A 26,846-nucleotide genomic window follows, 5' to 3' on the forward strand; every position below is an offset into this window, starting at 1 on the left:
TTATTTGTTTTGAATTGGCAGAGTTATCTGATTCTTTGTCATTAAAATTTAATGCGCGGTGATTATAAGGAAATCAAAACACTGTGGTGAAATTGGCTAATAAATTTAATGTGATGCGTAATTCGTTGATTGATAGTAATCATAAATCATGATGTGGATCACTTTTGGCCATTTGTAATATGTGTGATAATTTTTTCAATGATTTACATTTTGAAAAATCCAGCCTACTTTCGGGATATTACGCAATAGTTTTAAATCTGACTATGATAAAGATGTATTTCTATTCCTGAGCTGGTTCAGGTTGATTCTGCTGATCGCCTAAACAGAATCTACATTTATTAACCTATCCAACGTCATTGAGAGAATCATGGCAAACTCATCAGCGAATAAACTATCGTTACCCGCACTGACTTCTCTTGTAGTTGGTTCGATGATTGGCGCGGGTATTTTCTCCCTGCCAGCGACATTCGGACGAGCAACGGGTGGATTCGGCGCCATTATTGCCTGGTGTATCGCCGGTGGCGGTATGTTAATGCTGGCTTTCGTTTTTCAAACGTTAGCGCAGCGCAAACCTAATCTGGATTCCGGCGTATTCATTTACGCTAAAGAAGGTTTTGGAGATTATCTAGGATTCGCCTCAGCCCTGGGTTTTTGGGCCGGTACCTGTATTGGTAATGTCTCTTATTTTGTGTTGATCAAATCTACCCTAGGCGCGTTTTTCCCAATATTCGGTGACGGTAATACTATTCCGGCGGTATTAGTCGCCTCGGTGATCTTGTGGGGCTTCCATATTCTGGTATTACGCGGAGTTAAAGAAGCCGCAGCGATAAATACCATTGCCACCTTCGCGAAAATTATCCCAATCTTTATCTTTGTTATCGTTCTGATTTTTGCCTTTAAAGGCGATGTCTTTGCGCTGAACTTCTGGGGAACGCCGGATGTCGTTAAAGGGGCTGATTTATCTCATCTTAATGATTATGGCTACGTTGGCCACGCGGCGGCGGCAATGAGCACCGTGGTAGCCGAGCCTGAATCACTATTCTCGCAGGTGCGCAGTACCATGCTGGTCACGGTATTTGTGTTCCTGGGCATTGAGGGTGCCAGCGTTTATTCACGTTACGCTAAAGAACGCAGTCACGTTGGTATTGCGACGGTTTTAGGCTTTATTGGCGTGCTGTGTCTGCTGGTATTAATCACCATGCTGTCTTACGGCGTCATGCTGCGACCTGATTTAGCCGCTCTGCGTCAACCCTCCATGGCCGGTGTATTAGAAGCCATAGTAGGACGCTGGGGCGCAATATTTATCAGCGTCGGACTGATTATTTCCGTGCTCGGTGCTTATTTATCCTGGTCATTGCTGGCGGCCGAAGTGCTTTTTTCTGCGGCCAAAAGTAACAGTATGCCAAGAATATTTGCGACGGAAAATAGTAATGCAGTACCCTCCGCTGCGGTGTGGCTGACCAATATTTTTGTGCAAATATTCTTAGTTCTGACGCTATTTACCGATTATGCCTTCCAACTGGCACTGGAGTTAACCAGTTCTCTAACTTTGATTCCTTATCTGCTCGTGGGTGCTTACGGTCTGAAATTAGCCTGGACCGGCGAAACCTACGAAACCAATGCTAAAGGCCATCGAAAAGATCTGATTTTTGCATTGATCGCCACCTTCTACGCGGCGCTGATGTTGTACGCCGGTGGCATGAAATATCTGCTGTTGTCCGCCATTATTTACGGTCCAGGTACCATCCTGTTCATTATGGCGAAACGCGAGCAGCATCAGAAAGTCTTTAATGGCGCTGAAAAAATCTTGTTTGCCATCGTGATTATCGCAGCGGCGGTCGCGCTGTATAGCATTTTCACCGGAATCATCACCATATAATTTACTGGAGCTATTATGTCGGATAAGAAAACCAAGAAGTCAGGCGCTTACGGCGTACATTCAGAGGTTGGTACTTTACGCAAAGTTCTGGTTTGCGCGCCGGGTAAAGCCCATAACCGTCTGACACCAAGTAACTGTGACGAATTATTATTTGATGATGTTTTGTGGGTAGAAAGAGCCAAGCGCGACCATTTCGATTTCATGACCAAAATGCGTGAAAGAGGCGTGGACGTAGTAGAAATGCACAATCTCCTGACTGAGACCCTGCATAATCCGGTGGCAAAAAAATGGATTTTGGATCAGCAAATTGTACCTAATGAAGTTTCGTTAGGCATTTTGCATGAAACCCGCAGTTTCCTCGAAGGTTTGGATCCGCGAACGCTGGCTGAGTTTCTGATTGGCGGTTTATCTACGCGTGAATTACACGAAGTGGGTAAGTGCGACAAAGAAGAATTGAAGCTGATTCGTGAAGCCGTCGGTATTACCGAGTATTTACTGCCGCCGTTGCCAAACACTTTATACACCCGCGATACCACCTGTTGGATATACGGCGGCGTGACGTTAAATCCGCTGTACTGGCCTGCTCGCCATGAAGAAACCATCCTGACTACGGCGATTTATAAATTCCATCCTGATTTCGCCAATGCCGATATCAATGTGTGGTGGGGGGATCCGACTCAGCACCACGGTTCAGCCACGCTGGAAGGCGGCGATGTGATGCCGATTGGGAATAAAACCGTCCTGATTGGTATGAGCGAGCGAACTTCCCATCAGGCGATTACGCAACTGGCAGCTTCACTGTTTTCCAATAAGAAATCTGGGGTTGAGCGCGTGATGATTGCGGCGATGCCGAAGCTGCGCGCTGCCATGCATCTGGATACGGTTTTCACCTTCTGCGATCGCGATGTGGTGACGCTTTACCCGGCGATTGTTAATCAGATCCAGACTTTCTCACTACGTCCGGATGATGGCCCGACTGGCATGAAGCTGAGCCGAGATAAAGGCACCTTTGTTGACGCGGTAGCCGGTGCGCTCAATCTGAAAAAACTACGAGTTGTGGAAACTGAGGGCAACGATTACGACACTGAGCGCCAGCAGTGGGACAGCGGCAATAATATGGTCGCCATCTCTCCGGGCGTGGTCATGGCGTATGATCGCAATACCAAAACCAACACTCAGCTGCGTAAAGAAGGGGTGGAAGTGATTGAAATTGTGGGCAGTGAATTAGGCCGTGGTCGCGGGGGCGGTCACTGTATGACTTGCCCGCTTATCCGCGATGCCGTTGATTTTTAATTGCTGATAACCGCCAGCTGCGGAACGGTTCTCGCCAGCTGGCGACAGTGCTCTTAAAAAATAGTCGAGAGTGGACAGTGTTATCACGCTGGTTTGCTGTCGGCTATCTGTATTTAAAATCGCCGAGTGTTTTGGGCGACGTAATAGATTTTTAGAAAAGGACGGCACTGTGAAATACGTTTATACGGTACTTTTTCTGTTAATTGTCACATTAACCACTCTTTTTGCCTTTCAGAACAGCGGCGCCGTTCAGGTATCGCTACTCTTTAATGAGATAACCTTGCCCTTGTCCGTGCTGATCGTCCTGATTTACTTTTTGGGCATGTTGACTGGCGGAGTTCTGCTAACGCTGATGAATAAGCTGATTCGCAAAGTGATAAAAAAAACCGATAACAAAACCGATAGCAAGAACGCAGTCAATGGGCGCTGAGATAAGGGATAAACAGAATGTAAATCTGATGATGTTAGGCCGTTTGTTTCTGTCGTTGCGAAGCTATCTGCGGCTAATCCTAACCACAATGTCATCATATTTTCACTTTTTAACCCGATTTTTGCTGGTGCGTTTCAACCGCTGTTGCGCAATTGCAACCCCAATATTTGATTGAACGAGATCTTTATAGTGAAGACAAAAATTGTAGTGACTCTGTTGGCAACGCTGTTATTGGCTGGCTGCGATAAACCTGCGCCTGAAGTGATGGAAAGCGTGCGCCCGGTAAAAATATTTACGGTTGAAGACAGCGGCCAGAACGGCGTGCGTTATTTCCCGGCGCGATTGCAGGCTGGGGATGAAACGCAACTGTCATTTAAACGTGCGGGACAGCTTCAGCAATTACTGGTGCGAGAAGGTGAACAGGTTAAGAAAGGGCAGAATATTGCGATGTTGAATAACACCGATCTGACCTTGAGAGTACGGGATCGCCAATCGGCGTTTAATCTGGCTCGCGATCAGTTCAATCGTTTTAATACCTTGCAAGGGCGCAATGCCATTTCTCGCGCTGAGCTGGATATTCGCCGAGCCGAGCTGGAATCCGCTCAGGCAGCGCTGGATATCGCTCGCAAAGAGCTGAGTGATGCCACCATCAGCGCGCCTTTTGACGGTGTGATTGCTAACGTTAGCGCGCGTAATCATCAGGTCATGGCCCCGGGGCAGGTGGTTGCGACCTTGAGCGCACTGGATACGCTGGACGTGGTATTTAGCGTGCCGGAACGTTTATTTACCGCATTGGATATTGGTAACAAGGATTATCACCCTACGGTGCGTTTAAACCATTTACCGGATCGGGAATTCCTGGCCGAATATAAAGAGCACACTACCTCCACCAGCGCTGGCTCCATGACTTTCCAGGTGACGCTGACCATGAAACGTCCGCCGGACTTACCGCTGTTGTCTGGCATCAGCGGTAGCGTTCGTATCAATACGCATAAATTAACTGGTTCGACGAACGCATCGATTATTGTGCCGGTAGAAGCGGTATTTAATCCCGATAGCACCCAGCTCAATGATGCGCGAGTTTGGGTAGTTAAAGAGGATAAAGGCCAGCTCCACGTTGAAGAACGGGAAGTGCAGGTCGGGCAGCTGATGGCCAACGGTATCCGGATTACTTCGGGTTTGAACGACGGTGAGCAGATTGTTGCCGCCGGTACCAGCGAGCTTCGTCCACAGCAGTTGGTGCGGGCGTGGGTCCGTGAGCGGGGTCTGTAATGAAGCTAACGGACAATTTCATCAACAATAACACGCGAATCTGGCTAACGATTCTGTTGCTAGGAATTGGCGGACTTATTGCCTATCTGAATATCGGCCGTTTGGAAGATCCGGCTTTTACCATTAAAACCGCGGTGGTAGTCACTCGCTACGAAGGAGCCTCGGCGCAGCAGGTGGAAGAGGAGGTGACGCTGCCGCTGGAGAATGCCATCCAGGAGCTGTCTTACGTCGATAACGTCAGGTCAATCTCCAGCGCCGGTTTATCGCAAATTACCGTCAACGTAGGTTCCCAATACGGGCCGAACGAACTGCCGCAAATCTGGGATGAGTTACGCCGAAAAATCAGTGATAACAGCGCCCGTTTGCCTCCTGGGGCCGGTACGCCGCTGGTTAATGACGATTTTGGCGATGTATATGGTTTCTTCTTCTCGCTATCGGGAGAGGGCTACACCAATCAGGATTTACGTAATTTTGGCGAGCAATTACGCCGCGAGTTGGTACTGGTTAACGGCGTTGGGAAAGTCGCTATTGCCGGCATTTTACCGGAAGAAATTCAGATTGATATTTCGCGGGCGCAGATGACCGCCGCCGGTATTACTCCGCAGCATTTATCGGATTTGCTGAGTCGCCAGAACGTGGTTTCCAACTCCGGGCAACTGTTGGTTGGCAGCGAATCGATCCGCCTGCATCCAACCGGTGAATTTAATAGCGTGCAGGAATTGGGAAACTTATTGGTCAGCCAGCCGGGCAGCCCGAAAAGCGTCTATTTGCGTGATATTGCCACCGTGACTCAGGGAGTGACTCATTCGCCTACAAATATTTATCGTGCGAATGGTCAGCCTGCATTGGGGGTGGGGATTTCTTTTGCGCCTAACGTCAACGTCGTCACGGTGGGGAATGCCGTTAAATTGCGGTTAGCGCAGCTAGAGCCTGAACGGCCATCCGGCATGCACATCAGTATTTTTTACGATCAGTCTCATGAAGTGGAAGGCGCGGTAAACGGCTTTATCCTCAACTTCCTGCTGGCGTTACTGATCGTGGTCGTTACCTTATTAATCTTTATGGGCGCGCGCAGCGGCATTGTTATCGCGCTCTCTCTGGCACTGAACGTGCTGGGGACATTATTGATTATGTGGTTGTTTAATATTGAATTGCAGCGTATCTCCCTTGGTGCATTAATTATCGCCCTCAGTATGTTGGTGGATAATGCCATCGTGGTGGTGGAGGGAGTGCTGGTTGGGCGCCAGCGGGGAGATAATATTTTCACCGCGATCAGTAAAGTGGTGAAGCGCTCGATGTTCCCGTTGCTGGGCGCCACGATCATCGCGATTCTGGCCTTTGCACCTATTGGTTTATCAAATGATTCCACCGGCGAATATTGCCGCTCGCTGTTTGAAGTATTACTGATTTCGTTAATGCTGAGTTGGTTCACGGCGCTGACCTTAACCCCGGTATTCGCCAAATGGGCCTTCCAAAACCAAAAATCGGCTCCGGTTGATGAAGATAAGCCGGTTAAGCAGCCTTATGACGGCTGGTTATTCCGTAACTATCGGGTGGTGTTGAATAAGCTATTGCAGCATCGCAGCATCACGCTGGTGGTACTGACTGCGATGCTGGTGGCGTCTATTTACGGCTTTGGTAGCGTGCGGCAGAGCTTTTTCCCGCCTTCGAATACGCCGATCTTTTTTGTCGACTTATGGCTGCCGTATGGCACGGATATTAGCTATACCGAAAGCATCGCGGCGGAAGTAGAAAAGCATATCAAGGAGCAGGAGGGCGTTACCGATACCGTTGGCACTATTGGTCAGGGCGCGATGCGCTTTATGCTGACCTATAACGGCGAGCGGCAATATGCTAACTATGCGCAAATTATGGTGCGTACCGATCGGTTGAATCGCATTCCCGGATTGATCGAAGAAACCGAACAATTTATGCAGGATGAATACCCGCAGGTGAATGCGCGGTTGAAGCGCATCATGTTCGGGCCATCCAATAACAGCGCGATCGAAGCGCGATTTAACGGGCCAGATCCGGACGTATTGCGATCTCTGGCTACGCAGGCCGAAAAAGTGATTGTGGCCGATCCTCTGGCTGATGGCGCGCGTCATGATTGGCAGGATCGCAGCAAAATGATCCGTCCGCAATTCTCAGACTATCTGGGGCGTGAACTGGGCGTAGATAAGCGTGAAGTGGATAGCACTCTGCGGATGAGCTTTGGCGGCTTGCCGGTCGGGTTGTATCGGGATGGTACGCGGTTGATGCCGATTGTCCTTCGGACACCGGACGCCGAGCGGTTGAACGCAGAAAGGCTCAACGATGTCATGGTATGGAGCCAAGCGCGTCAGGCGTTTATTCCTATCGATAACGTTGTCACCAGCTTTGAAACCGAATGGGAAGATCCGCTCATTATGCGTTTGGATCGTAAACGCACGTTAACGGTGCAAACCGATCCAACATCGGAAGGCGGGGAAACTTCCGCCGAGTTGTTACAGCGGATCAGGCCGAATATCGAAGCGATCAAACTGCCGTCGGGCTATGAACTGGAGTGGGGAGGCGATTACGAAAGTACGAAAGAGGCACAGCAGGGGATCTTCACCAGCTTGCCAATCGCCTTCATTATCATGTTTGTCGTTACAGTGCTGATGTTTAGCTCGGTACGTAACGCTTTGGCTATCTGGCTAACGGTGCCTTTAGCTTTGATTGGCGTGACCGTTGGTTTCCTATTAACCGGAATTCCTTTTGGTTTTATGGCGTTACTTGGTCTATTAAGTCTGAGCGGTATGTTGATTCGTAACGGGATCGTATTGGTAGAAGAAATTAGCCTACAGCGACAGGAAAAACCGCTGCGGGATGCCATTATTGATGCCTCGACCGCCCGTTTACGGCCAATTATGCTCACGGCCTTTACCACGGTTCTGGGGCTGGCGCCGCTGCTGAGCGATGCGTTCTTCCAAAGTATGGCGGTGGTGATTATGTTCGGTCTGGGTTTTGCAACGGTACTGACTTTACTGGTATTGCCGGTGATTTACAGCTGTATGAATCCAGAGCCAAAACCGCAGCCGACTACCGAGTAATGTATTTTTTCAGCTAAAAAACCGTCCGATGGACGGTTTTTTTTCGGCTGTGGTCAGAACCTTGTTTATAAAAACGCTTTTTTATCGTTCCTCGATTTTCCCATCTGTGCGCCAGCTCTCTTATTAACTGAATTAACAACCCTCTTTGTTTCACAATGAAACTCGAATTTCCATTGGTGGTTTCATAATGGAACGTTTTCCCTGCCGGTTACTCAACGGTTTTTCTCGCTCTATAGTGGTTTTAGCCAAAGTAAAACCGTCTCCCGCCAAAGACCGATGCTGACCCGAGACGCCACCTTCTAAAATACATTTACGCTTCAGGAGCCAGATATGCTTAAAGTCATTCAATCTCCGTCTAAATATATACAAGGCGCTAACGCACTTCAGTCTATTGGTGAGTTCGCTAAGCTATTGGCAAATAACTATTTCGTCATCGCCGATGACTTCGTCATGAAACTCACGTCGGATACCGTTGGCAGCAGCCTGCAGGTCAGCGATGTTAAATATCACTTCAGCCAGTTCCGCGGCGAATGCTCTCGTAAGGAAATTGAACGCCTGACCGTAGAGCTGAAAAAACACGGTTGTAACGGAGTGATCGGTATCGGCGGCGGTAAAACCCTGGATACGGCGAAAGCCATCGCCCACTATCAACATATTCCGGTGGTCGTAGTGCCAACTATTGCCTCAACCGATGCGCCAACCAGCGCCCTGTCGGTGATTTATACCGAAGAAGGGGAGTTTGCTGAATATCTTATTTATCCAAAAAATCCGGATATTGTTCTGATGGACAGCGCGATTATCGCCAAAGCACCGGTGCGTTTATTAGTTGCCGGTATGGGGGATGCGCTTTCTACCTATTTTGAAGCACAAGCCTGTTTTGATGCCAAAGCTATCAGTATGGCGGGCGGAGCCTCAACGCTAGCCGCCGTGACGTTGGCGCGTTTGTGCTACGACACGCTGCTGACGGAAGGTTACAAAGCTAAGCTGGCCGTAGAAGCCGGTGTGGTTACCGAAGCGGTAGAACGCATTATTGAAGCCAACACTTACCTGAGCGGCATTGGTTTTGAAAGCAGCGGTCTGGCGGCGGCGCATGCCATTCATAACGGTTTTACCGTACTGGAAGAGTGCCACCACCTGTATCACGGCGAGAAGGTGGCTTTCGGTACGCTGACACAGTTGGTGCTGCAAAACAGCAGCATGGAGCAAATTGAAACCGTACTCGATTTTTGTCAGCAATTGGGGTTACCCATCACGCTGGGCGAAATGGGCGTTCATCAGGATATCGAAAAGAAAATCCGCGCAGTGGCCGAAGCCAGCTGTGCCGAGGGTGAAACCATCCACAATATGCCGTTTGCCGTTACGCCGGACAGTGTTTACGCGGCGATTTTGGTTGCCGATAGGCTGGGGCGCGCTTTCCTCAACTAAGTTGAATTCATTGTGATAACGAACCGGGCCGCCTGTGGGTCGCTCGGTTCTGCCCCACACGGGTAAACGAGCCTCTTTATGGAGCACAGCATGAAAAAACTGATTAATAGCGTTGAAAGCGTTTTACAGGAACAAATTCAAGGTTTAGTGGAAGCGCATCCGGAACTGACTCTGCATCAGGAACCGCTGTTTATTACTCGCCGAGATGCGCCGGTACAAGGCAAAGTGGCGCTGATGTCCGGTGGCGGCAGCGGTCATGAACCGATGCACTGCGGCTTTATTGGTGCAGGAATGCTGGACGGTGCCTGTCCCGGTGAGATTTTTACTTCGCCAACGCCGGATCAAATGTTCGAGTGCGGTCAGGCTATCGACGGCGGGAAAGGCGTGTTAATGCTGATAAAGAACTACACCGGCGACATTCTTAATTTTGAAACCGCAGCCGAACTGCTGCACAGCGAAGGCACCGCCGTCGCCACGCTGGTGATTGATGACGATGTCGCGGTAAAAGACAGCCTGTACACCGCCGGACGCCGTGGCGTCGCTAATACGGTGCTGATCGAAAAATTATTAGGTGCTGCCGCCGAACGCGGTGATTCACTGGATGAATGCGTGGCGTTAGGACAAAAAATCAATAATCAGGGACATTCCATCGGGATTGCCTTGGGAGCCTGTACGGTGCCTGCGGCGGGTAAACCGTCCTTTATTTTGGCTGAAAATGAAATGGAGTTTGGCGTGGGTATCCACGGCGAGCCGGGCATTGAACGCCGTTCCTTTACCTCCCTGGATAGCACCGTTGACGCAATGTTCCAGACGTTGATCGAACACGGACAGTATCAACGCACGTTGCGCCACTGGGATCGCCAGCTGGGCGATTGGCAGGAAACTCGTCAGAGCAAACAGCCGTTGGCGGCAGGGGATAGAGTCGTGGTGCTGGTGAATAATCTGGGCGCTACGCCGCTGTCTGAGCTGTACGGCGTTTGGCATCGGTTAGCCGCGCGCTGCGCCGAGTTTGGTTTGAAAGTCGAACGTAAACTGATTGGCTCTTACTGTACTTCGCTGGATATGCAGGGTATGTCGATTACGTTGCTAAAAGTGGATGATGAATTACTCACGCTGTGGGACGCACCGGTCAATACTCCTGCGCTGCGTTGGGGTTGTTAAATGTCGGAGGAAAAAATGGGATTAACCAAACAAGATATCGTCAATTGGCTGCAACTATGCGCCGAGGTTTTTACTCAACAACGGGATTTCCTCACTCAGCTAGACACTGAAATTGGCGATGGTGATCACGGGCTGAACATGAATCGCGGTTTTAACAAAGTGGTCGAAAAGCTCCCTTCGGTGGCAGACAAAGATATTGGGTTCATCCTGAAAAACACCGGTATGACGTTGTTATCCAGCGTAGGTGGAGCCAGTGGCCCGCTGTTTGGCACGTTCTTTATCCGAGCGGCGCAGAGTACTAATGCTAAACAAAGCCTCGATCTTTCCGCTCTGTGCCAAATGTTTAAGGACGGCGTTGAGGGCGTAGTGATGCGCGGTAAGGCAGAACCCGGTGATAAAACCATGTGCGATGTCTGGTGGGCTGTTGTGGATCAGTTGGAAAAGTCCAATCAGCAAGGTTTATCAGTGGTGGACGCATTGCAACAAACGGTGGAACGCTCGCAGCAGGCGCTGGCCAGCACCATTACCATGCAGGCGCGTAAAGGCCGTGCCAGTTATCTCGGTGAACGCAGTATTGGCCATCAGGACCCCGGCGCGACTTCGGCCATGCTAATGATGCAGGCGTTATTGCAGGTAACCAGCCGTTAGCCATGCGCGTTCCATGAACTGCTTGCCATAAAGTATCAAAAGTGTGTCCGTCAGGCCGGTGCGATAACCGCAGGGCAGTATCAGATTCCAGGAGGAAAGATGGTCAATATCGTTGTAGTTTCCCATAGTGCGTTACTGGCTCAGGGCGTTGCCGAGCTGGCGCAGCAAATGGCGCAGGGCGGATGTCGGTTGGCTCTGGCCGCAGGGGTGGACGACGTGGATCATCCCATCGGCACTGACGCCATTAAAGTGATGGAAGCCATTGAGTCAGTTTACGATCCCGCCGGGGTATTGGTGTTGATGGATCTTGGTAGCGCCGTGCTGAGCGCTGAAACCGCGTTGGACCTACTCGATCCGGAGATGGCGGCCAATGTGTTGCTGTGCGCGGCTCCTTTGGTAGAAGGCACGCTAGCGGCGGTAGTCGCGGCATCGGCAGGCTCATCATTACAACAGGTTCGTGCCGAAGCTATGGGCGCGCTGGTGGCGAAAAGTGGCCAATTAGGCGAAGAAATCCAGTCGGAAGAATCTGGCTCTGCGACGGGATTCGGCGATGATGCGCAAAGCGTCAGCTGGCGAGTGCAAAATCCCAACGGTTTACACGTTCGCCCAGCGGCAAAGTTGGTGGAGGCTTTGGCACCTTTTGACGCCGAGCTACTGCTGGAAAAGAGCGGTAAATGCGTGAACCCACGTAGCCTGAATCAACTGGCGATTTTGCAAGTACGTAAAGGGGATACCATTCGCCTGCTAGCTCGCGGAGCTCAGGCCGAATTGGCGCTGGCTGCGTTTGAACACTTGGCTCAGCAGCATTTTGGTGAATCAGTCGCGAACGGGGATAACGCGGAACTAGCGGGAATTATGGTGCCAAACGGAGTCGTTCGTGGGCCAATACTCCAGCTTCCTCCTGCGATGACGGCGTTTATTCCCCGCACTATCAGTGCCGAACAAGTAGCGGACGAACAGCAACGTTTACAACGGGCGCTGATCCAAACTGCGACAGATTTGGAATCTCTGGCTGCGCAGGTGGGAGAAACGCTTGGTGAAGAATTTGGGGAAATATTCAGCGCTCATCAGCTCCTAATCAGCGATGAAGAGCTGCAGCAGGCGGTCAATCAGCGGATGGCTCAAGAACGTGTTTGCGCCGAGTCCGCCCTGCAAAGTGAGTTGATGGCAATGGCCGCGGATTATCAGGCGCTGGATGATGAATACCTGCGGGTTCGCGAGCTGGATATTCGCGATATTCTTAATCGGGCGCTGGGACATCTGACCGGTTTGCCGTTGGTTTCGTTGCACATTGGTGGTAGCGCGTTGCTGGTGGCGGATGAGCTAATGCCATCGGCGTTGGCCGGGCTGCGCCGACAGCAAGTAAAAGGTATTTGCCTGAGTCAGGGGAGCACGGTGTCACACAGCGCGATCCTGTCCCGCGCCTTGGGGATTCCAATGGCGGTGGGGATGAGCGGCTGTTTGGATGCCACTCATACAGGCATGATGGCTGAACTGGATACAGCCAGTGGCGTGTTAAAAATCAAGGGGTAAGCTACCGGAGCGAAGGAGACTCGCCATCAAAGTAGCTATATTCCAGCAAAATAATATGTTCTCAGCGATATGAGAAAAGGAGCCAGAATTGGCTCCTTTTCTCTGCTTAACTATCAAGATATTAAACCGTTTCTCCGCCTTTAAACTGTCCGATATCCAGCCGGTGCAGCTTCACTTTACGCCACAGTGTGGTGCGGCCAATGCCCAGCAAGGTTGCCATTTCATTAAGCTGACCCTGACACACCAGCGCGGCGCGAATTATCGCCTGCCGTTCTAGCTCTTGCAGTGATAGCACGGGCTGCGGCTGCGGGGCGTCCGGTTCAAGAAGCAATTTTTCACCCAGCAAATGCTCAGGTAAGTCATTGAGACGAATTCGGTTATTGCGACAGGACATCGCAGCGCGTTCGACAACGCTTTTCAGCTCCTGATCGTTGCCCGGCCACGGATACTGATTGAGCTGGCGATTAACGTCTTCATCGGTCTGATACTGGCAGTGAAAATGCTGCCCTAAATCCCGCAGGGTATGGTGTACCAGCAGTTGAATATCCTGTTGGCGCTGGCGTAACGGCGGGATATGTAGTTCGAAAGACTGAAGGGTATAGAACAACTGGCGGCGAAAACGCCCCTGTTTGACTAGCAGCGGCAAATCCGCGCCAGTGGCGGCAATAATCCGCACATCCACCGGAATCACCCGATTGGAATTGACGCGCATCAGAATGCCGGTTTTAACGATCTGCAGCAGCGCGGACTGCATTTCCGGCGACAGGTATTCCACCTGCTCCAGATATAATGTGCCACCGTTGGCTAACTCGAATTTACTCGGTTGTCCGGCCTCGCCTTCGCTGGCATCGCTGCCGAGGAATTCTCGTGCCATTAAGCTTTGCGGCAATGCCTGACAGTTCAAAGCGATATAAGGGCCATCGGATCGTTCGCTGGCGTTATGAATCGCCTGCCCTAGTCGCTGTTTTCCCACGCCTTCTTCACCGTGTAGCAAGATAGGATGCTGGCCTTTAGCTGCCTGTTTGCCGTAACGAACCAAACGGCGCATTTCCAGAGAGCTAACCGGCATCTCATCGAAGGTATGGCTGGCCCGGCCCAATTGGTTGTGTACCATTTGGCGCAGCAGTTCCTGTGGATGCAACAATGCGATAAAGCCGCAACGATCGCCGTCGGGTATGGGTTTTAGCGTGAGTAACGCCGGAATAAACTGCTGTTGGTTCTCAAACGTCACCTCTACGTGGCTGAGAGGACTGCGCTGCTGAATTGCGTGGGTCAGCAGAGCGGGAAGCGTCAGTAACTGGTTGACCGGTTTTCCCAGACTATTGGTTGCATCCAGCCGCAAAATGGCGGCGGCGCGCCGATTGAGATACAGCAGGCAGCCACGCTGATCCCAGGCCATCACGCCGTCCTCCACGCCGTCCAGCAGGGCGTTTAACTCATTCAAATGGCGATTGGTTTCTGCCAGCAAGCTGTCCGCATGCAGGGAATTACCGATTTCCCGCGCAATAGCCAACGTCAGCGGTAAATCACTGGCGGCTTTTTCCGTTAGCAAACAGCCCAACACGATCACGGCTCGCTGTCGCCCGCTGTTGTCGTATACCGGCGTTGCGCAGAAATGCCACGGATGTAGCGCCAGCTTAAAGTGCTGACTGCCGCTGACCTGCATTGGGTTACCTTCGGCTATTGCTAGCGCCGGAGCGTTAGTACCGATCAAACCTTCGGCCCAGTAGCTACCGGCGGTAAAACCTAATTCACTGAGCTGGCGCAGCGTTTTCGGATGACCGCATTGCCACAGGGTACAGCCGCTTTCATCCAGAATAAGCAAGCTGCACTCGCGGGATTCCATATATTCATACGCATCTTCCAGCGCCGCTTGTCCCAGAACCAACAGATCGTTTTTACGCTGGCATATCGAGCTGAACGTTGCGCCAGCCGCCCGATGCGGAATTCGCCAAGTGGCGGGTTGCATCAGTTTATGACAGCGTTGCCAGGAATCATTCAGTGCGGGCGTAACCGCCGGCGCCTGAGAGTTGTAAGCTGATTCAGTAGGAAGCGGGGCAGACTTTGGGGCCAAAATAGATTTACCTCAACCAGACAGTGATCTCCAAAAACCGAGAATCACTATTAACTCTGATTATTGTCTAAATTGCTGTGAAGCCGCAGGCAAATGCGGCTGTCACTTTATTCGCAGCGAATTGACTGAGGGAATAGTGAGCTTTCAACCTATCAAGCTTTAGAGTCTGGATGACGCCAGTGAATTTGCCCCGGCAGAATCAGCCGCTGCTGTTCTAACGGTTGCTCGGCGATCAGAGCGGTAACCATCTCGAAGCTATGACGCGCTAGCCCTTGGCAGTCCTGAGCGATGGTATCGATTTTTAGCGGCAGGCAGTCAAACAGGTAATGATCGTCAAAGCTGCACAGGTGAATATCGCTATCCATCAATTGATATTGGTTCAGGTAACGCAGCACCCCTTCCAGCAGGCCACAGGCGGCGGTAAATACCGCTTTCGGTGGTCGGCCCAATTGAGCGCAAAGTTGAGCGATCATTTCATAGCCGGAGCTAGGCAGATAATTGCCGTTGAGTATCCATTCCGGGCGACATTCTACGCCAGCGCGCTGTAAACCCTGCTGAAATCCGCTCAGGCGGTCGCGCGTCGGTGAAATTCGCGGCTGGCCGCCGAGGAAATAAAACTCATCCTGATGTTGCTGCGCCACTTTCTCCACCAGCGTGGCGGTAGAGGTAATAGAATCGGTGATTACCAGTGGAAGATCCGATTCGCCGATCAGCCGATCCATTTGTATCACCGGCAGCCGAGTGTTGATCTTTTGGTATTCGCTATCGTTCAGCTGGCTGGAGGCGACGATCAAACCGTCAACCTGACGCTGCACCAGACTGTTCACCGCCATCATTTCCTGGCTAGGATTTTCATCGGTGCAGGCGATAAGCAGTTGTAACCCGGCTTCGCGACACAGCATTTCCAGCTCGCGGGAAATCAGGGCAAAACCATGATTGGTCATTTCAGGCACCACCAGACCCAGAGTATGGCTGCGGGTCGATCGCAAAGAACGAGCGTGGAAACTTGGCTGGTAATTGTGTTCGTTGGCCAGAGCGATAATGCGATCCCGGGTTTCGTCAGAAACACGATATTCCTTACTGCGACCATTCAGAACCAGGCTGGCGGTCGATTTAGACACACCAGCCAGTTTAGCTATATCGTTAATAGTAACACGTTTACTGTTTTTCACTGACTGCATCTGCCACCGGGAAAGATGCCCTTATTCTAACATGGGTGACAGTAACAACCAGTGCCGCAGGTGCAGTTCACCCTTGCCGCTGAAAATTGCCTGTGGTTCAGGCTGAGGGAAATAGCTGGAAGTCATGACGCCTTCACCATTGTTGATAAAGATTTCCACGCTACAGCGGTCGAAAAGCAGCTGTAACTGATGCACAGAACCGCGCCAGTAGCGGAACTCTCGCTCGCCTGTACGCAGATTATTGCGACTAAGAGTCAGGCGCTCGCCGTCCCACTCCAGCGTCATGGTGTCGGCCAGTTGTAGGGTGAACTCGCCGCTGATTTCCAACTGGATTTCCGCATTGTCGATGCGAAACGGTGGTGCGGCATCGGCGCTTCCTTTCCACTGGAAAAGAACGGTGCGTAGTGCGGTTAATTCACGGGCTGGTTGCTGAATAATTTTGCCATTACGCAGCGACAGCTCGCGCGGACTGCTCATCGTGTGAATCCAGCCGTAATTCACCGTTGGCTGATATAACTCATCCTGATTCGGAATGCCCATCCAGCCAAACAGTAAACGGCGGCCATCCGCTGCCAGCGTGGTTTGTGGGGCGTAGAATTCGAATCCGGCGTCCAGCTCGTGGAAAGCACCGTGGTTAAACTGGCCTTGCTGATAATCGAGTTTTCCGCAGACATAACCGGCCTGATAAGTATTGCGATAACGTTCGGCCTCCGCTGCCAGCCCTTGCGGACAGAAGATCAGCACATCTTCGTCGCCAAGCGTAAACAGATCCGGACATTCCCACATATAACCGAAGTCATTCAAACCATTGATACCAGAACCAGCGATTTCACCCAGACTTTGCCATTGATGCAGATCCGGCGAACGGAACAGCAACACTTTGCCTTTCAGCTCAAGATCCTGTGCGCCCAGCACCATGTACCACTGACCGTCGTGCTGCCAAACTTTCGGATCGCGCACATGGCCGGTATAGCCAGCAGGTAGGCTCAGTACTGGCCCCAGCTTATCGAATTCTCCGCGCGCATTCTCTCGCGCCAGACATTGAAATGCGGTGCGGCTACCATCTGGATATTTCACATTACCGGTATACATCAGGTGAATGCGTTCGTCGTGGATCACCGCAGAGCCAGAGTAACAGCCGTGGCTTTCATATTCTTCGCTCGGTGCCAGCGCCAGAGGCTGATGTTCCCAGTGAATCAAATCCGCACTGCGCCAGTGTCCCCAATATTTACTGCCGTGGGCGCAGGCCAGCGGATTCCATTGATAAAATAAATGATAGTAGCCAGCGTGATAGATAAAACCGTTAGGATCGTTCAGCAGCCCGATGCACGGAGCCAAATGCCAGCCGGGCCGATGTGGATCCCGCGCGGCCCGAACCTGACCGGACATCACCGCCAACGTGAGTTGTTTGAGTAAACTGGCTTCTTGCATTATTCACTGTCCGTTTTGTATTTCAGCAGCAGCGAGATGATAAAGGCCGAGCTGAAAGCGATAACCAAACCAATCAGATAGCTGACAATGGCACTGCTTTGAACGATAGCCAAACCGGGAATGCCGGTTAAACCAACGGCGGTCATACCGACGTGATTGGCAACCACCCAAGCACCGCCCAGAGCGCCGCCGGCTAGTGCGGCCAGAAACGGCTTCACAAAGCGCAGGTTAATACCAAAGATTGCCGCTTCGGTAATACCTAGCATGGCAGAGAAGGCCGACGGCACTGCTATAGCCTTGATTTTGACATCTTTGGTTTTGAAGTACACCGCCAGACAGGCACCGCCCTGAGCAACGTTAGCCATCGACCAAATCGGCAGCAGAAAGTTAACGCCAATGTTTGGGTTACCCAGTAATCCGGCCTCAATCGCGTGGAAACTATGATGGATACCGGTAATCACTATCACCGAATACAGGCCGCCGAACAGCAATCCGGCAAACCAGCCTGCGTGGGTGATCAAAGTGCTGAGGATCATTGAAATACCGTCGCCGAGTACCCGACCTGCCGGGCCGATGAACAGCAGTGCGATAAAACCGGAAATCACCACGGTGAGGAAGGGCGTCAGGATCAAATCCAGCGCGTTAGGCACCACTTTTCGCAGCCGTTTTTCCACCATGCTCATAAACCAGACCGCCAGTAACACCGGAAACACGGTGCCCTGATAGCCGATCATGGCGATTTCTAATCCGAAAAAATTCATGGTGTGGAAGCCGCCCGCAACGCCCCAGGCGTTGGTCAGTGCCGGATGAGTGAGAATCCCGCCCAACGTGGCACCCAAATAAGGGTTTCCGCCGAACTCTTTCGCGGCGGTAAAGCCAATCAGAATCGGCAAAATGATGAAGGCGGCGGAGCTGAACATATCCAGCATGATAAAGATGGCGTTGTCGGCGTCGGCCCAGCCATAGGTTTTCACCATCCCCAACAGACCCATTAATAGGCCAGAGGCGACGATAGCCGGAATAATTGGCACAAAAATATTCGACAGTAAACGAGCGACCCGTTGGAACGGATTGAGTTTTTTTGCGGCCAGATCGGCTGCTTCAGATTTACTGGATTCGTTTACGCCGGTTTGTCGGATAAATTCCGCGTGAACCTTATTGACCAAACCGGTGCCGAAAATAACCTGAATTTGACCGGCGTTACTGAAGCAACCTTTTACGCCATCCAGTTTTTCGATGGCGGATTTTTGTACCAGATTATCATCTGCCAATACCAGCCGCAGACGGGTGGCACAGTGGGCGGCACTGACGATATTTTCCTTGCCTCCCAGCAGCGGGAGCAGAGCCGAAACGGTCTCAGTCATGTTCATTTTTTTCCCTCATTCTATCCAGCAAAGCCGCGTTCAGATTCGCATAGCGGCCTTTCTCGTAGCGATACATTGTTATTTATATACAGGGTGACTTTATGGTATGTCCGCCGTCATTGCGGTTCGACGGCCAGTTATTATCAGAACCAGGTTTCCATTTGCACACCAAAGTTCCATTGGCCACCGGCGGTAAAATCATTTTTACCGAAAGCATCCTGCTGAGAGTAGTTATCCAGATCTTTGCTCCAGTCCATATAGGTAGCGAAAACGCGCAGTTCCGGACGACTGAAGAAATTCCCAATATCACCGGCTTTAAAGGTTGGTGCGAAGGTCAATTTATAGAAACCGCCGCTGACATCTTTATAGTTGTTGTAGCCCCGTGGGTCTAAATTCATATATTGGTAGGTGCCTTCGTAGGCCAGCGCAAAGTTTTCGGTAATTTCCTGAATAAAGCGGGCGTTGAATGTCACCCATTTATAGCTGTCACCTTGAACATAACGATCTTCACTCTGCTGAGCCATAATCGCCGGTGCCAGACTCCAGTTCTTGCTGAGCGGCGTGGTGCCGTAGGTGGCGATACGCCAGGTATCGGCGCTTTCGTTGAGATTGCCGTCGGAGCCAAGGCCTTTTACTTCGGCACCTAAGCCGTGGCCGTAAAGCACCGCGATTTTAGCTGTTCCTTCGCGCAGGCCGTAGAAGCTGTCGCCGTGGTAGGCCAGCATAGCGTGGAAGCCTTTCTCCGCTGCGTTATCGCTGGCGACAATGCCGTTGATTTTCCGCTGATCGTTATCCTTGGCACGCAGGCCACTTAGCATGAACTGGAATGGGCCAGCGAAGTTATTGGCAGTGAAAATGTAGTTCTGGATGTCATCATCGATGCCTTCAATGGCACCGAAATTACGACCGTAAAGTGAAAAGTTGCTTTTCAGATCTTCATTCCATTTCACATCGTAAATACCGCCGCCGGTGCCGCCGAGGAATACCACATCGCTATCCAGCCAGTGAATATCAAAGTTATCCCGATCGAAACGTTTACCGGCCCACAGAGTACTGTCCTTGAATATGCCTGTGAAAGTCGGCAGAGAGCCTAATTCCACGAAAGCCTGACGCACATTGAGTTTGCTGTTATTGCCGGTCCAATCGTTATAGTCGCGCTGACCGTCTGCCAGCATCGCTTTAAAGCGAGTCGTTGCGCCGTTTGACAGAGTCTGTTTTTTCTCCAGACTCAGCTCAACGTAAGTATCGGGTTCGTTGCCCAAACGCCCAATATTGCCGCCGGTACTGCCTGCTGGCGTAACGTCCGGGCCGCCTTGGGTACGGGCACCATTACTATTCATCAGCAGCCCGGAACGGGCATAGCCGTGGAACTCAAAGCCACTTTCTGCTGGCGTTTTGCTTTCCAGCTTCTCAGTGCGCTTAGCCACTTCTACTGTTTTTTCTTCCGCCTGCGCGGTGCGTGCTTCTAATTTTTTCGCCTGTTTTTCTGCAATTTCTGCTCGTGCTTCAGCCTGTTGCGCCCGGCGCTCTGCCTGGTGTAAGCGTTGTTCCAACGCATTTAAGCGCGCTTCAATGTCACTGGTGGAAGCTGCCGTAACGCTGGTGGCCGAGCATGAGAGAATAAGTCCAATAGTTACAGCGAGATAGCTAGGTTTTATCATCATTTTTATATCACTCGATATGTGATTCGTTGTTATTTGCTAAACAGCTAAACCGGTTTTTCATGGCTAACATAATGGAGTTAACCCTGAGTTAGCAAAACATTTTGCTAACCCGTTTCAGCCATTGTGATCCAGCTTACAAATCGATCGTTTCAAACGGAGCTGGCCGGGTTTTTAGCCATAAAAAAGCGCGCCGGGATCGGCGCGCTGGAGAAGTCACTCAATCAGAGGGGGGTTAAAGCGAGGTCATTACCTGAATACCGCAGACTCCTGTGGTGCTGAATGTTCGGTTTCATCGGCGGCGACCCATTTATAAATATCACCGCGCTTTTTGCTGGCATATTTGATTTTTACCCAAGTTTTATCGGTGTTTTCCAGAACGGTTAAATCCACGATCGCGACTTGATCGCCTTTCACCAGATACATCGCTGATTTCTGAGCTTTGTTCGGTGCATTATACAGACGTAACTTTTCATTTTTCACTGTATAAACATAGGGTTCACCTTCAATCCCAATAGCCTGTTGGCTGATTTTCTTACCTTGAGGATCGTAGTATCGTTCGAAAAAAGCGAAGGTTGAAATGTCGTGATCGGGAGCAACGCCCATGTTTAATTCCATATCCGAGGCCAGATAAAGCTTCCCTTGATCATCGTATTTAAATTTGTCGCTATACCAGACTGGGCCGCCACGGCAGGATGAAATGATGGTTTTGTTTTTCTCATCCAGCGTCACATCGGAAAACTGGCCGCAGGCGCCAGGATTATTCGGTTTTAGTGCTTTAAATTGGCCTGCTTCAGGCTGCCAGAGGTAGATGAAAGTCTCAAAATTCACCATGCCGACCGGCACATCGATGGCGATATCGTTATAACCATCGAAGTTGAAATCAGTGAAACTGGCTCCCGGATTTTTACCATCATCAATAAATTCAAAACCGCCCAGTTCCTGAGTTTTTCCGGAGGGTAACAGCACCTCGAAACGCCCGCCGTCGCTATTTGATCCTTCAAACTGCTCAATAGTTAATTGCCCTTTATGGTCTTTATCAATAACAAAAGGTGTTGGTGTAGCAAAAGCTGCCACGGGTAAGACGCTGAGCAGCAAGACCGCAGACAAAGATTTCACGTTGAGTTCCTTTCAGAAAAGAAAATAGCGGGCAGGTAGGTTCAGACAGGAAATATAGAGTGGGGTTGGAGGAAAGGCAAATAAGCGGTTACTGCCGAATAACTACGATAAAACAGAGAGATCCGGCAGGTATCAGCGGGCTAAACCGGGGTTTTTAAAAAATGAGCCAGTTGGCTGGAGCTTGGCAACGCGGTCATCGCGCCTTTGGCCGTGGTCGCCAGTGCGCCGCAGGCTTGAGCCTGAGCGATTGCAGCGGGAAGATCTGTGCCTTTGGCCCAGTCTGGCTGGTCAGCCAGGGCGGCCAGCAGCCCGGCGACGAAGGCATCTCCTGCGCCAGTAGTATCTACCGGAGTGACTTTGCGGCTCGGATATTGCTGCAAATCCGTGCGATTATGCAGCCATACGCCATCAGCCCCCAGCGTAACCAACAGCAGTTTGCACGGGAAGTGTGCCATTATTTGCTCTATAGCTAGGGTGGTTTCATCGGTTCCGCTGATAAATGCCAGTTCTTCCAGCGACAGTTTGACTACGTCCGCCAATTGTAGCGCCTGATGCAGGCACGGCAGCAATTCCTCCGGATTTTGCCAAATATCTTCCCGAATATTAGGATCGAAGCTGACCCAACCGCCGGCGGCTTTGATACGCTTCATCGCTTCAAATGCGGTGCTTCGACTGGGTTCACGGCTGAGCGCAATGGAGCAAACGTGAAGCCACTGATGGGCTTCAAATTCCGGTAAATCATCGGGTTGTAGGAATAAATCGGCGCTTGGATTGACCATAAAAGTAAAGGATCGCTCGCCGTTTCGATCTAAATCCACCACCACGGTTGAGGTGTGATGGTGAGGATCTTGCGTCATGTAGCGGGTATCGACATTTTCCTGCTGCAATATCTGCTGCATAAAGCGGCCAAAGCTATCGTTGCCCACTCGGCCAATAAAGGCGCTTTTACCGCCTAAACGGGCAATTCCCACGGCGACGTTTGCCGGTGCTCCGCCGGGACATTTAAGGTAACTATTTGAATTATCAGGCACCAGATCAACCACGGCATCGCCTAAAACCCACACTGAATTCTTCATGATGATCCTCAAATTTATCCGATCCTATTGGTGGCTAAAATTAGAAGAATCGGTTTAGCAAAGCAACAAAATTCCTGAAGTAATCAGAAAAAGTGAGTCATAACGTGATCTAATCGATTTTATTGCAGTGAGAAATATTGGGTAGTTTAAAAACAAAAGATATGGATTATCATTAGCGTTCGAATCTTATTATGCATTTATCAAGGATATATCATGTCCGTTAGTCTTCTCCGCGCAGCCCGCTGGCTATTGGCTTCGCTGGCGATCCTTATGTCCTGGTCTGCGTTGGCTGCACCTATTGTGGTTACCGATGTGGCGGGGCGTGAAGTGACATTGCCTCAGCCCGCCGCCAAAGTCATGTTGGCTGACGCCAGAGCCTTGCTGGCGCTGAATATTTTGCATCCGCAAACGCCGCTAAAAAATATTATTGCTTGGGATAATTCGCTAAAAGTCAAAGCGCCAGATCTGGTAGAGGCTTACGCGAAGACATTCCCTGAAATCAATAAGATTCCTATTTTTGAAAACCCCTACGTTTCTGATTTTAGCGTGGAACAAGCGGTAGTTTTCAGGCCAGATCTAATAATTTTTGATATTGGCTTGCTGGAAAAACTGAAAAGCAGCGGCGTGTTAGGGCAGTTGGAAAAAGCCGGACTGCCGGTATTAATCATCGATTTCCGTCAGCAGCCGCTCACCAATACGGTGCCAAGTATGAGATTACTCGGCAAAGTCTTTGGCGAAGAGGCGAACGCTGAATCCTTTATTCAGTTCTATCAGCAACGTTTGGATTTGGTTCGTGAGCGGGTTGCGGCCTTAAAACCAGAGCAGCGCCCCAGCGTGTTTATCGAACGCAGCGCCGGAATGAAAGGCGATGATTGTTGCAGCACTTTTGGGAAAGGCAGTTTCGGACAATTTATCGATGTTGCAGGCGGTAATAACGTTGGAAGCAAGCTGTTTCCGGCAATGGGCGGAGACGTTAACGTCGAGCAACTGATTGCCAGTAACCCGGATTTTTATCTGATGACCGGCGCTGACTGGAGTCGCGGGCACCGAGGTACTTTAGCGGTTCCGCTAGGTTATAGCACCGATGAAGCTACCACGCAGGCGCGTCTGAAACACCTGATGAATCGCACCGGCATCAGCGTGCTGCAATCGGTCAAAGATAAGAAGGTTATGGCGATTTATCATCAGTTTTACGATACGCCGTTCAACGTGATTGCCGTTGAAGCCATTGCTAAATTCCTGCATCCGGAGCTATTTAGCGATCTTGACCCTCTGGCAGATATCAAGATGTTGCATCAAAAATACACCGCGCTGGATTACAGCGGCGTGTTTTGGGTTCAGGCTAAATAATTCCTGCCACGCTCATTTCTCCTGCTAATCCTCCCCTTACGGGAGGATATTTCTGAGCCTGTTCTATTGAGGCAATATTATTTGCCATTTTGAATATTCGCTCTGCTCAAATGGCTTGTGCGCGTCATGTTTGTTTGTGGTTTTTTACGTAAACCTTTGCCGGCCAAGACTTCGACTGAAATAAACTCTGATTCGATTTATTGCCAATATCGATTTACTTGGTAAGCAGAATCATTAAGATTAGCGTTTCTAAAAAATACATTCATATACATTTCCTTTCGGAATAAACCTCATATGTTTACTTTTACTCGTCTTTCCTTGCTAGCTGCATCCATTGCGCTGGCATTGCCTACCTACGCCGCGGATAAAAAAACTCAGGCTGATGATAACCAGCCAACGGCCAATCAGGATGCACCCGCCACGGGTAAAAGCGACACGCTTTCGGTAGTGGGAAACTGGTTGGATAACACCGATAACAGTACGGTTGTGCTGAATCATCCGGGGGCGCGAACCATCGTCACCCAGCAGCGTTTGCAGGAAAAAGGTGCGCAGACTATCGGTGATTCACTGCGCGGTATTCCTGGTGTTCAGGTGCGCGAAAGCAACGGTACTGGCGGTAGCGATATTTCTCTTAACGTTGGCGTTCGTGGTTTAACTTCGCGTTTGTCACCGCGTTCCACCATTTTGCAGGATGGCATTCCGCTGGCGGTGGCTCCTTACGGACAGCCACAGCTCTCTATGGCGCCGTTATCCATCGGAAATCTACAGTCTATCGACGTGATTCGCGGCGGCGGTGCGGTACGTTATGGGCCGCAGAACGTCGGTGGAATTATTAACTTCAATACCAAAGCGATTCCTAAAGAGTTTAGCGGCGCGGTGAGCGCGCAGACTCAGGGCGCTAGCCACGGCGGCCTGAAAACCCTATCCAGCGCTTCTTTAGGCGGGACGGCGGATAACGGCTTCGGCGCGGCGTTGATGTACTCTGGTTTACACGGCCAGGGGTATCGCGATAGTAACGACAATACCGACATCGACGATTTTCTGCTGAAAACTCGTTATGAAATCACGCCTAATGATGAGCTGTTGGCCAACTTCCATTATTACGAAGCCCACGCCGGTATGCCAGGCGGCCTGACCAGTGCGCAATATGCGCAAAACCCCTTCCAGTCGACTCGACCATTCGATCAGTTCGATGGCCGTCGCCGCGATATGTCTTTCAAATATAAGCATCAGGAAGAAGATAAGCAGTTTGAATTACTGACTTATTTCACCAAAAGCTTCCGCGGTAGCAATATTGAATCTGAAGGCACTGGCAATAATGTGGGTAAAAAACGGATGGTTGCCTATCCGCGCAATTACACCACTTGGGCCATTGAGCCGAGTTATTCCCAATTATTCCGTTTAGGCAGCACTTCCCATGAGGTGACGGTAGGCTATCGTTATCTGAATGAAACCATGGACGAGAAAGCATATCGTTCTGTCTGGTATGCACCGAGTTCAGCGTCTTCTACACCGGCGACGCCGGATTACTACCAACACACCTCTGGCGGCACTGAAGCCCACGCGGTGTATATCGATGATGCGGTAAACGTTGGCAACTGGACAATCACTCCGGGCCTGCGTTATGAAAAAATCAGCACTAACGTCGATGATTCTTTCTCACAAACTTCTCGTGAGAAGCATTACAGCGAGCCACTGCCATCCCTGAACCTGATGTATCATCTGTCTGATGAATGGAAGCTGTTTGCTAACGCGAATACCTCTTTTGGCAGTATGCAGTACTTCCAACTGAGCAAAGGTGGCAACGGTAACGCGCCCGCGCCGGGTCTGACCGCAGAGAAGGCGCATACCTACGAGATTGGTACTCGCTTCGACGACACACTTCTCACCGGAGAAGTGACGCTGTTCTACATTGATTTCGATAACCAACTGCAATACATCAGCAACGATATCGGCTGGACCAATCTGGGCGCGACCAAACATCAAGGGATTGAAATGGCGTTCAGTTACGATTTGAGTGAATTGAACCCGACGCTGGACGGTGTGAGCGTTTATACCAGCTATACCTACACCAAAGCGACGACCGAAGGCGGCGCGTTTGCGGGTAAAGATCTACCGTTCTATTCCCGCCAGGTATATACCGTTGGAACCCGTTACCAGACCGGAAACTGGACTTGGAATCTGGATAGCTATGCGCAATCTAAACAGCGTTCACCGGGGAGCGGCCCGATTTATATTACCGAAGAAAGCGCCGACGGCCAGTTTGGTAATATTCCGGGTTATATGGTGTGGAATACTCGCGCCGAATATAATTTCGGGCCACAGTGGTCAAATCTGACGTTAGGCGCTGGGGTAAAAAACCTATTTGACCAACGTTATTTCACTCGTTCAAATGATAACAATTCCGGCAAATATGTCGGCGAGCCGCGCACCTTCTTCGTGCAAGGTTCTGTAGCTTTCTAAAGCCGTTCACCCGGCCAAATACTGGCCGGGTTTCTGATAGTGTTTCGAGCAATTTTTCCTGCTCCGCAATTTCCTTTCGCTATTTCGTGCAGCCATCCTTTCAAAAAAATTATGCCTGAAACAGCAGAAATAACATTCTATAAAAATAGTTACTAAACTAAATTAGCCGCGTTTAGATAGTCAAAATATACCTCGAGCGCGATAAGTTACGTGAATTATTTTCACAATAAACCGACTGATTCATTCCAATAAACTCAACGCATTTTTAATGTACTTATTTAATGGTTTGTATGACTAAATAAATTTTTTATCCCGTTTGGCGTGGTGAAATCCAATGTCTGCGGGGAGCGCTCTGGTATTTAACTGGCAGGGCAAATACATCGCCCCACAGGAAAGAGATAGTCTGGCTGAC

General features: G+C 50.5%; 18 protein-coding genes. 11 read left to right on the forward strand and 7 right to left on the reverse strand.

All coding sequences use genetic code 11. The features are described from left to right. Window positions 1-367: 367 nt before the first annotated feature. The 9 genes from ACQ4OC_RS07170 to dhaM all read left to right on the forward strand — a co-directional run bounded on the left by ACQ4OC_RS07170 (window position 368) and on the right by dhaM (window position 12,715). Window positions 368-1,879: a basic amino acid/polyamine antiporter gene (locus ACQ4OC_RS07170; protein ID WP_064516238.1), complete on the forward strand. Its 1,512-nt coding sequence runs from the start codon at window positions 368-370 to the stop codon at window positions 1,877-1,879. 15 nt (window positions 1,880-1,894) lie between these two features. After that, window positions 1,895-3,172 (forward strand): arginine deiminase, encoded by a 1,278-nt coding sequence (gene arcA, locus ACQ4OC_RS07175; RefSeq protein WP_064516240.1) that lies wholly within the window; start codon window positions 1,895-1,897, stop codon window positions 3,170-3,172. A gap of 169 nt (window positions 3,173-3,341) precedes the next feature. Further along, entirely contained in the window at window positions 3,342-3,602 is a 261-nt protein-coding gene (locus ACQ4OC_RS07180) for a lipopolysaccharide assembly protein LapA domain-containing protein (protein WP_064516242.1), read from the forward strand. Window positions 3,603-3,791: 189 nt separating this feature from the next. Beyond that, window positions 3,792-4,874: an efflux RND transporter periplasmic adaptor subunit gene (locus tag ACQ4OC_RS07185; RefSeq protein ID WP_064516244.1), complete on the forward strand. Its 1,083-nt coding sequence runs from the start codon at window positions 3,792-3,794 to the stop codon at window positions 4,872-4,874. Next, window positions 4,874-7,948, forward strand: coding sequence for an efflux RND transporter permease subunit (locus ACQ4OC_RS07190; RefSeq protein WP_064516247.1), 3,075 nt, complete (start codon window positions 4,874-4,876; stop codon window positions 7,946-7,948). Before ACQ4OC_RS07185 ends, ACQ4OC_RS07190 begins: the two co-directional genes overlap by 1 nt. Before the next feature lie 330 nt (window positions 7,949-8,278). Continuing rightward, window positions 8,279-9,373 (forward strand): glycerol dehydrogenase, encoded by a 1,095-nt coding sequence (locus ACQ4OC_RS07195; protein ID WP_064516249.1) that lies wholly within the window; start codon window positions 8,279-8,281, stop codon window positions 9,371-9,373. Between the two features lie 90 nt (window positions 9,374-9,463). Then, window positions 9,464-10,534 (forward strand): dihydroxyacetone kinase subunit DhaK, encoded by a 1,071-nt coding sequence (gene dhaK / locus ACQ4OC_RS07200; protein WP_064516251.1) that lies wholly within the window; start codon window positions 9,464-9,466, stop codon window positions 10,532-10,534. Between the two features lie 15 nt (window positions 10,535-10,549). After that, entirely contained in the window at window positions 10,550-11,182 is a 633-nt protein-coding gene (gene dhaL, locus ACQ4OC_RS07205; RefSeq protein WP_430971094.1) for a dihydroxyacetone kinase subunit DhaL, read from the forward strand. Window positions 11,183-11,281: 99 nt separating this feature from the next. Beyond that, on the forward strand, window positions 11,282-12,715 hold the full coding sequence (gene dhaM, locus ACQ4OC_RS07210) for a dihydroxyacetone kinase phosphoryl donor subunit DhaM (protein WP_120805167.1): 1,434 nt from the start codon (window positions 11,282-11,284) through the stop codon (window positions 12,713-12,715). A 121-nt stretch (window positions 12,716-12,836) separates the two neighbouring features. Here dhaM and dhaR read toward each other — a convergent pair whose 3' ends face one another. The 7 genes from dhaR to ACQ4OC_RS07245 form a co-directional block, all read right to left on the reverse strand. Next, window positions 12,837-14,789, reverse strand: coding sequence for a dihydroxyacetone kinase operon transcriptional regulator DhaR (dhaR, locus tag ACQ4OC_RS07215; RefSeq protein WP_064516255.1), 1,953 nt, complete (start codon window positions 14,787-14,789; stop codon window positions 12,837-12,839). Window positions 14,790-14,941: 152 nt separating this feature from the next. Beyond that, a complete protein-coding gene (locus tag ACQ4OC_RS07220; protein WP_430971049.1) occupies window positions 14,942-15,961 on the reverse strand; it encodes a LacI family DNA-binding transcriptional regulator in 1,020 nt (339 codons plus the stop codon). Between the two features lie 30 nt (window positions 15,962-15,991). Next, window positions 15,992-17,401, reverse strand: a complete 1,410-nt coding sequence (locus ACQ4OC_RS07225; RefSeq protein WP_064516259.1) for a sucrose-6-phosphate hydrolase — start codon at window positions 17,399-17,401, stop codon at window positions 15,992-15,994. After that, entirely contained in the window at window positions 17,401-18,771 is a 1,371-nt protein-coding gene (locus ACQ4OC_RS07230; RefSeq protein ID WP_120805169.1) for a sucrose-specific PTS transporter subunit IIBC, read from the reverse strand. The genes ACQ4OC_RS07225 and ACQ4OC_RS07230 overlap by 1 nt, the downstream gene beginning before the upstream one ends. 137 nt (window positions 18,772-18,908) lie before the next feature. Beyond that, window positions 18,909-20,429 carry a carbohydrate porin gene (locus tag ACQ4OC_RS07235; RefSeq protein ID WP_084414336.1) on the reverse strand — a complete coding sequence of 507 codons (1,521 nt, stop codon included), beginning with the start codon at window positions 20,427-20,429 and terminating at the stop codon, window positions 18,909-18,911. A 246-nt stretch (window positions 20,430-20,675) separates the two neighbouring features. Further along, on the reverse strand, window positions 20,676-21,545 hold the full coding sequence (locus tag ACQ4OC_RS07240) for an SH3 domain-containing protein (protein WP_064516263.1): 870 nt from the start codon (window positions 21,543-21,545) through the stop codon (window positions 20,676-20,678). Window positions 21,546-21,685: 140 nt separating this feature from the next. Further along, window positions 21,686-22,621, reverse strand: coding sequence for an aminoimidazole riboside kinase (locus ACQ4OC_RS07245; protein WP_430971050.1), 936 nt, complete (start codon window positions 22,619-22,621; stop codon window positions 21,686-21,688). Between the two features lie 213 nt (window positions 22,622-22,834). Here ACQ4OC_RS07245 and ACQ4OC_RS07250 point away from each other — a divergent pair, with 213 nt between their 5' ends. Then, the gene (locus ACQ4OC_RS07250; protein WP_064516267.1) at window positions 22,835-23,971 is read left to right on the forward strand and encodes an ABC transporter substrate-binding protein; all 1,137 of its coding nucleotides are present in this window, start codon (window positions 22,835-22,837) and stop codon (window positions 23,969-23,971) included. Between the two features lie 294 nt (window positions 23,972-24,265). After that, a complete protein-coding gene (locus ACQ4OC_RS07255) occupies window positions 24,266-26,434 on the forward strand; it encodes a TonB-dependent receptor family protein (RefSeq protein ID WP_120805173.1) in 2,169 nt (722 codons plus the stop codon). Window positions 26,435-26,846 lie beyond the last annotated feature (412 nt).

It is taken from the genome of Yersinia sp. J1 (genome assembly GCF_050586585.1).
GTDB classification, from domain to species: Bacteria; Pseudomonadota; Gammaproteobacteria; order Enterobacterales; family Enterobacteriaceae; genus Yersinia; species Yersinia entomophaga.

What these genes read in the sequence shown, in the direction of transcription:
- ACQ4OC_RS07170 (WP_064516238.1), top strand. Translation starts at nt 368, where the DNA reads ATGGCAAACTCATCAGCGAATAAACTATCGTTACCCGCACTGACTTCT.
- arcA (WP_064516240.1), top strand. Translation starts at nt 1,895, where the DNA reads ATGTCGGATAAGAAAACCAAGAAGTCAGGCGCTTACGGCGTACATTCA.
- ACQ4OC_RS07190 (WP_064516247.1), top strand. Translation starts at nt 4,874, where the DNA reads ATGAAGCTAACGGACAATTTCATCAACAATAACACGCGAATCTGGCTA.
- ACQ4OC_RS07195 (WP_064516249.1), top strand. Translation starts at nt 8,279, where the DNA reads ATGCTTAAAGTCATTCAATCTCCGTCTAAATATATACAAGGCGCTAAC.
- dhaK (WP_064516251.1), top strand. Translation starts at nt 9,464, where the DNA reads ATGAAAAAACTGATTAATAGCGTTGAAAGCGTTTTACAGGAACAAATT.
- dhaL (WP_430971094.1), top strand. Translation starts at nt 10,550, where the DNA reads ATGGGATTAACCAAACAAGATATCGTCAATTGGCTGCAACTATGCGCC.
- dhaM (WP_120805167.1), top strand. Translation starts at nt 11,282, where the DNA reads ATGGTCAATATCGTTGTAGTTTCCCATAGTGCGTTACTGGCTCAGGGC.
- ACQ4OC_RS07225 (WP_064516259.1), bottom strand. Translation starts at nt 17,401, where the DNA reads ATGCAAGAAGCCAGTTTACTCAAACAACTCACGTTGGCGGTGATGTCC.
- ACQ4OC_RS07230 (WP_120805169.1), bottom strand. Translation starts at nt 18,771, where the DNA reads ATGAACATGACTGAGACCGTTTCGGCTCTGCTCCCGCTGCTGGGAGGC.
- ACQ4OC_RS07235 (WP_084414336.1), bottom strand. Translation starts at nt 20,429, where the DNA reads ATGATGATAAAACCTAGCTATCTCGCTGTAACTATTGGACTTATTCTC.
- ACQ4OC_RS07245 (WP_430971050.1), bottom strand. Translation starts at nt 22,621, where the DNA reads ATGAAGAATTCAGTGTGGGTTTTAGGCGATGCCGTGGTTGATCTGGTG.
- ACQ4OC_RS07250 (WP_064516267.1), top strand. Translation starts at nt 22,835, where the DNA reads ATGTCCGTTAGTCTTCTCCGCGCAGCCCGCTGGCTATTGGCTTCGCTG.
- ACQ4OC_RS07255 (WP_120805173.1), top strand. Translation starts at nt 24,266, where the DNA reads ATGTTTACTTTTACTCGTCTTTCCTTGCTAGCTGCATCCATTGCGCTG.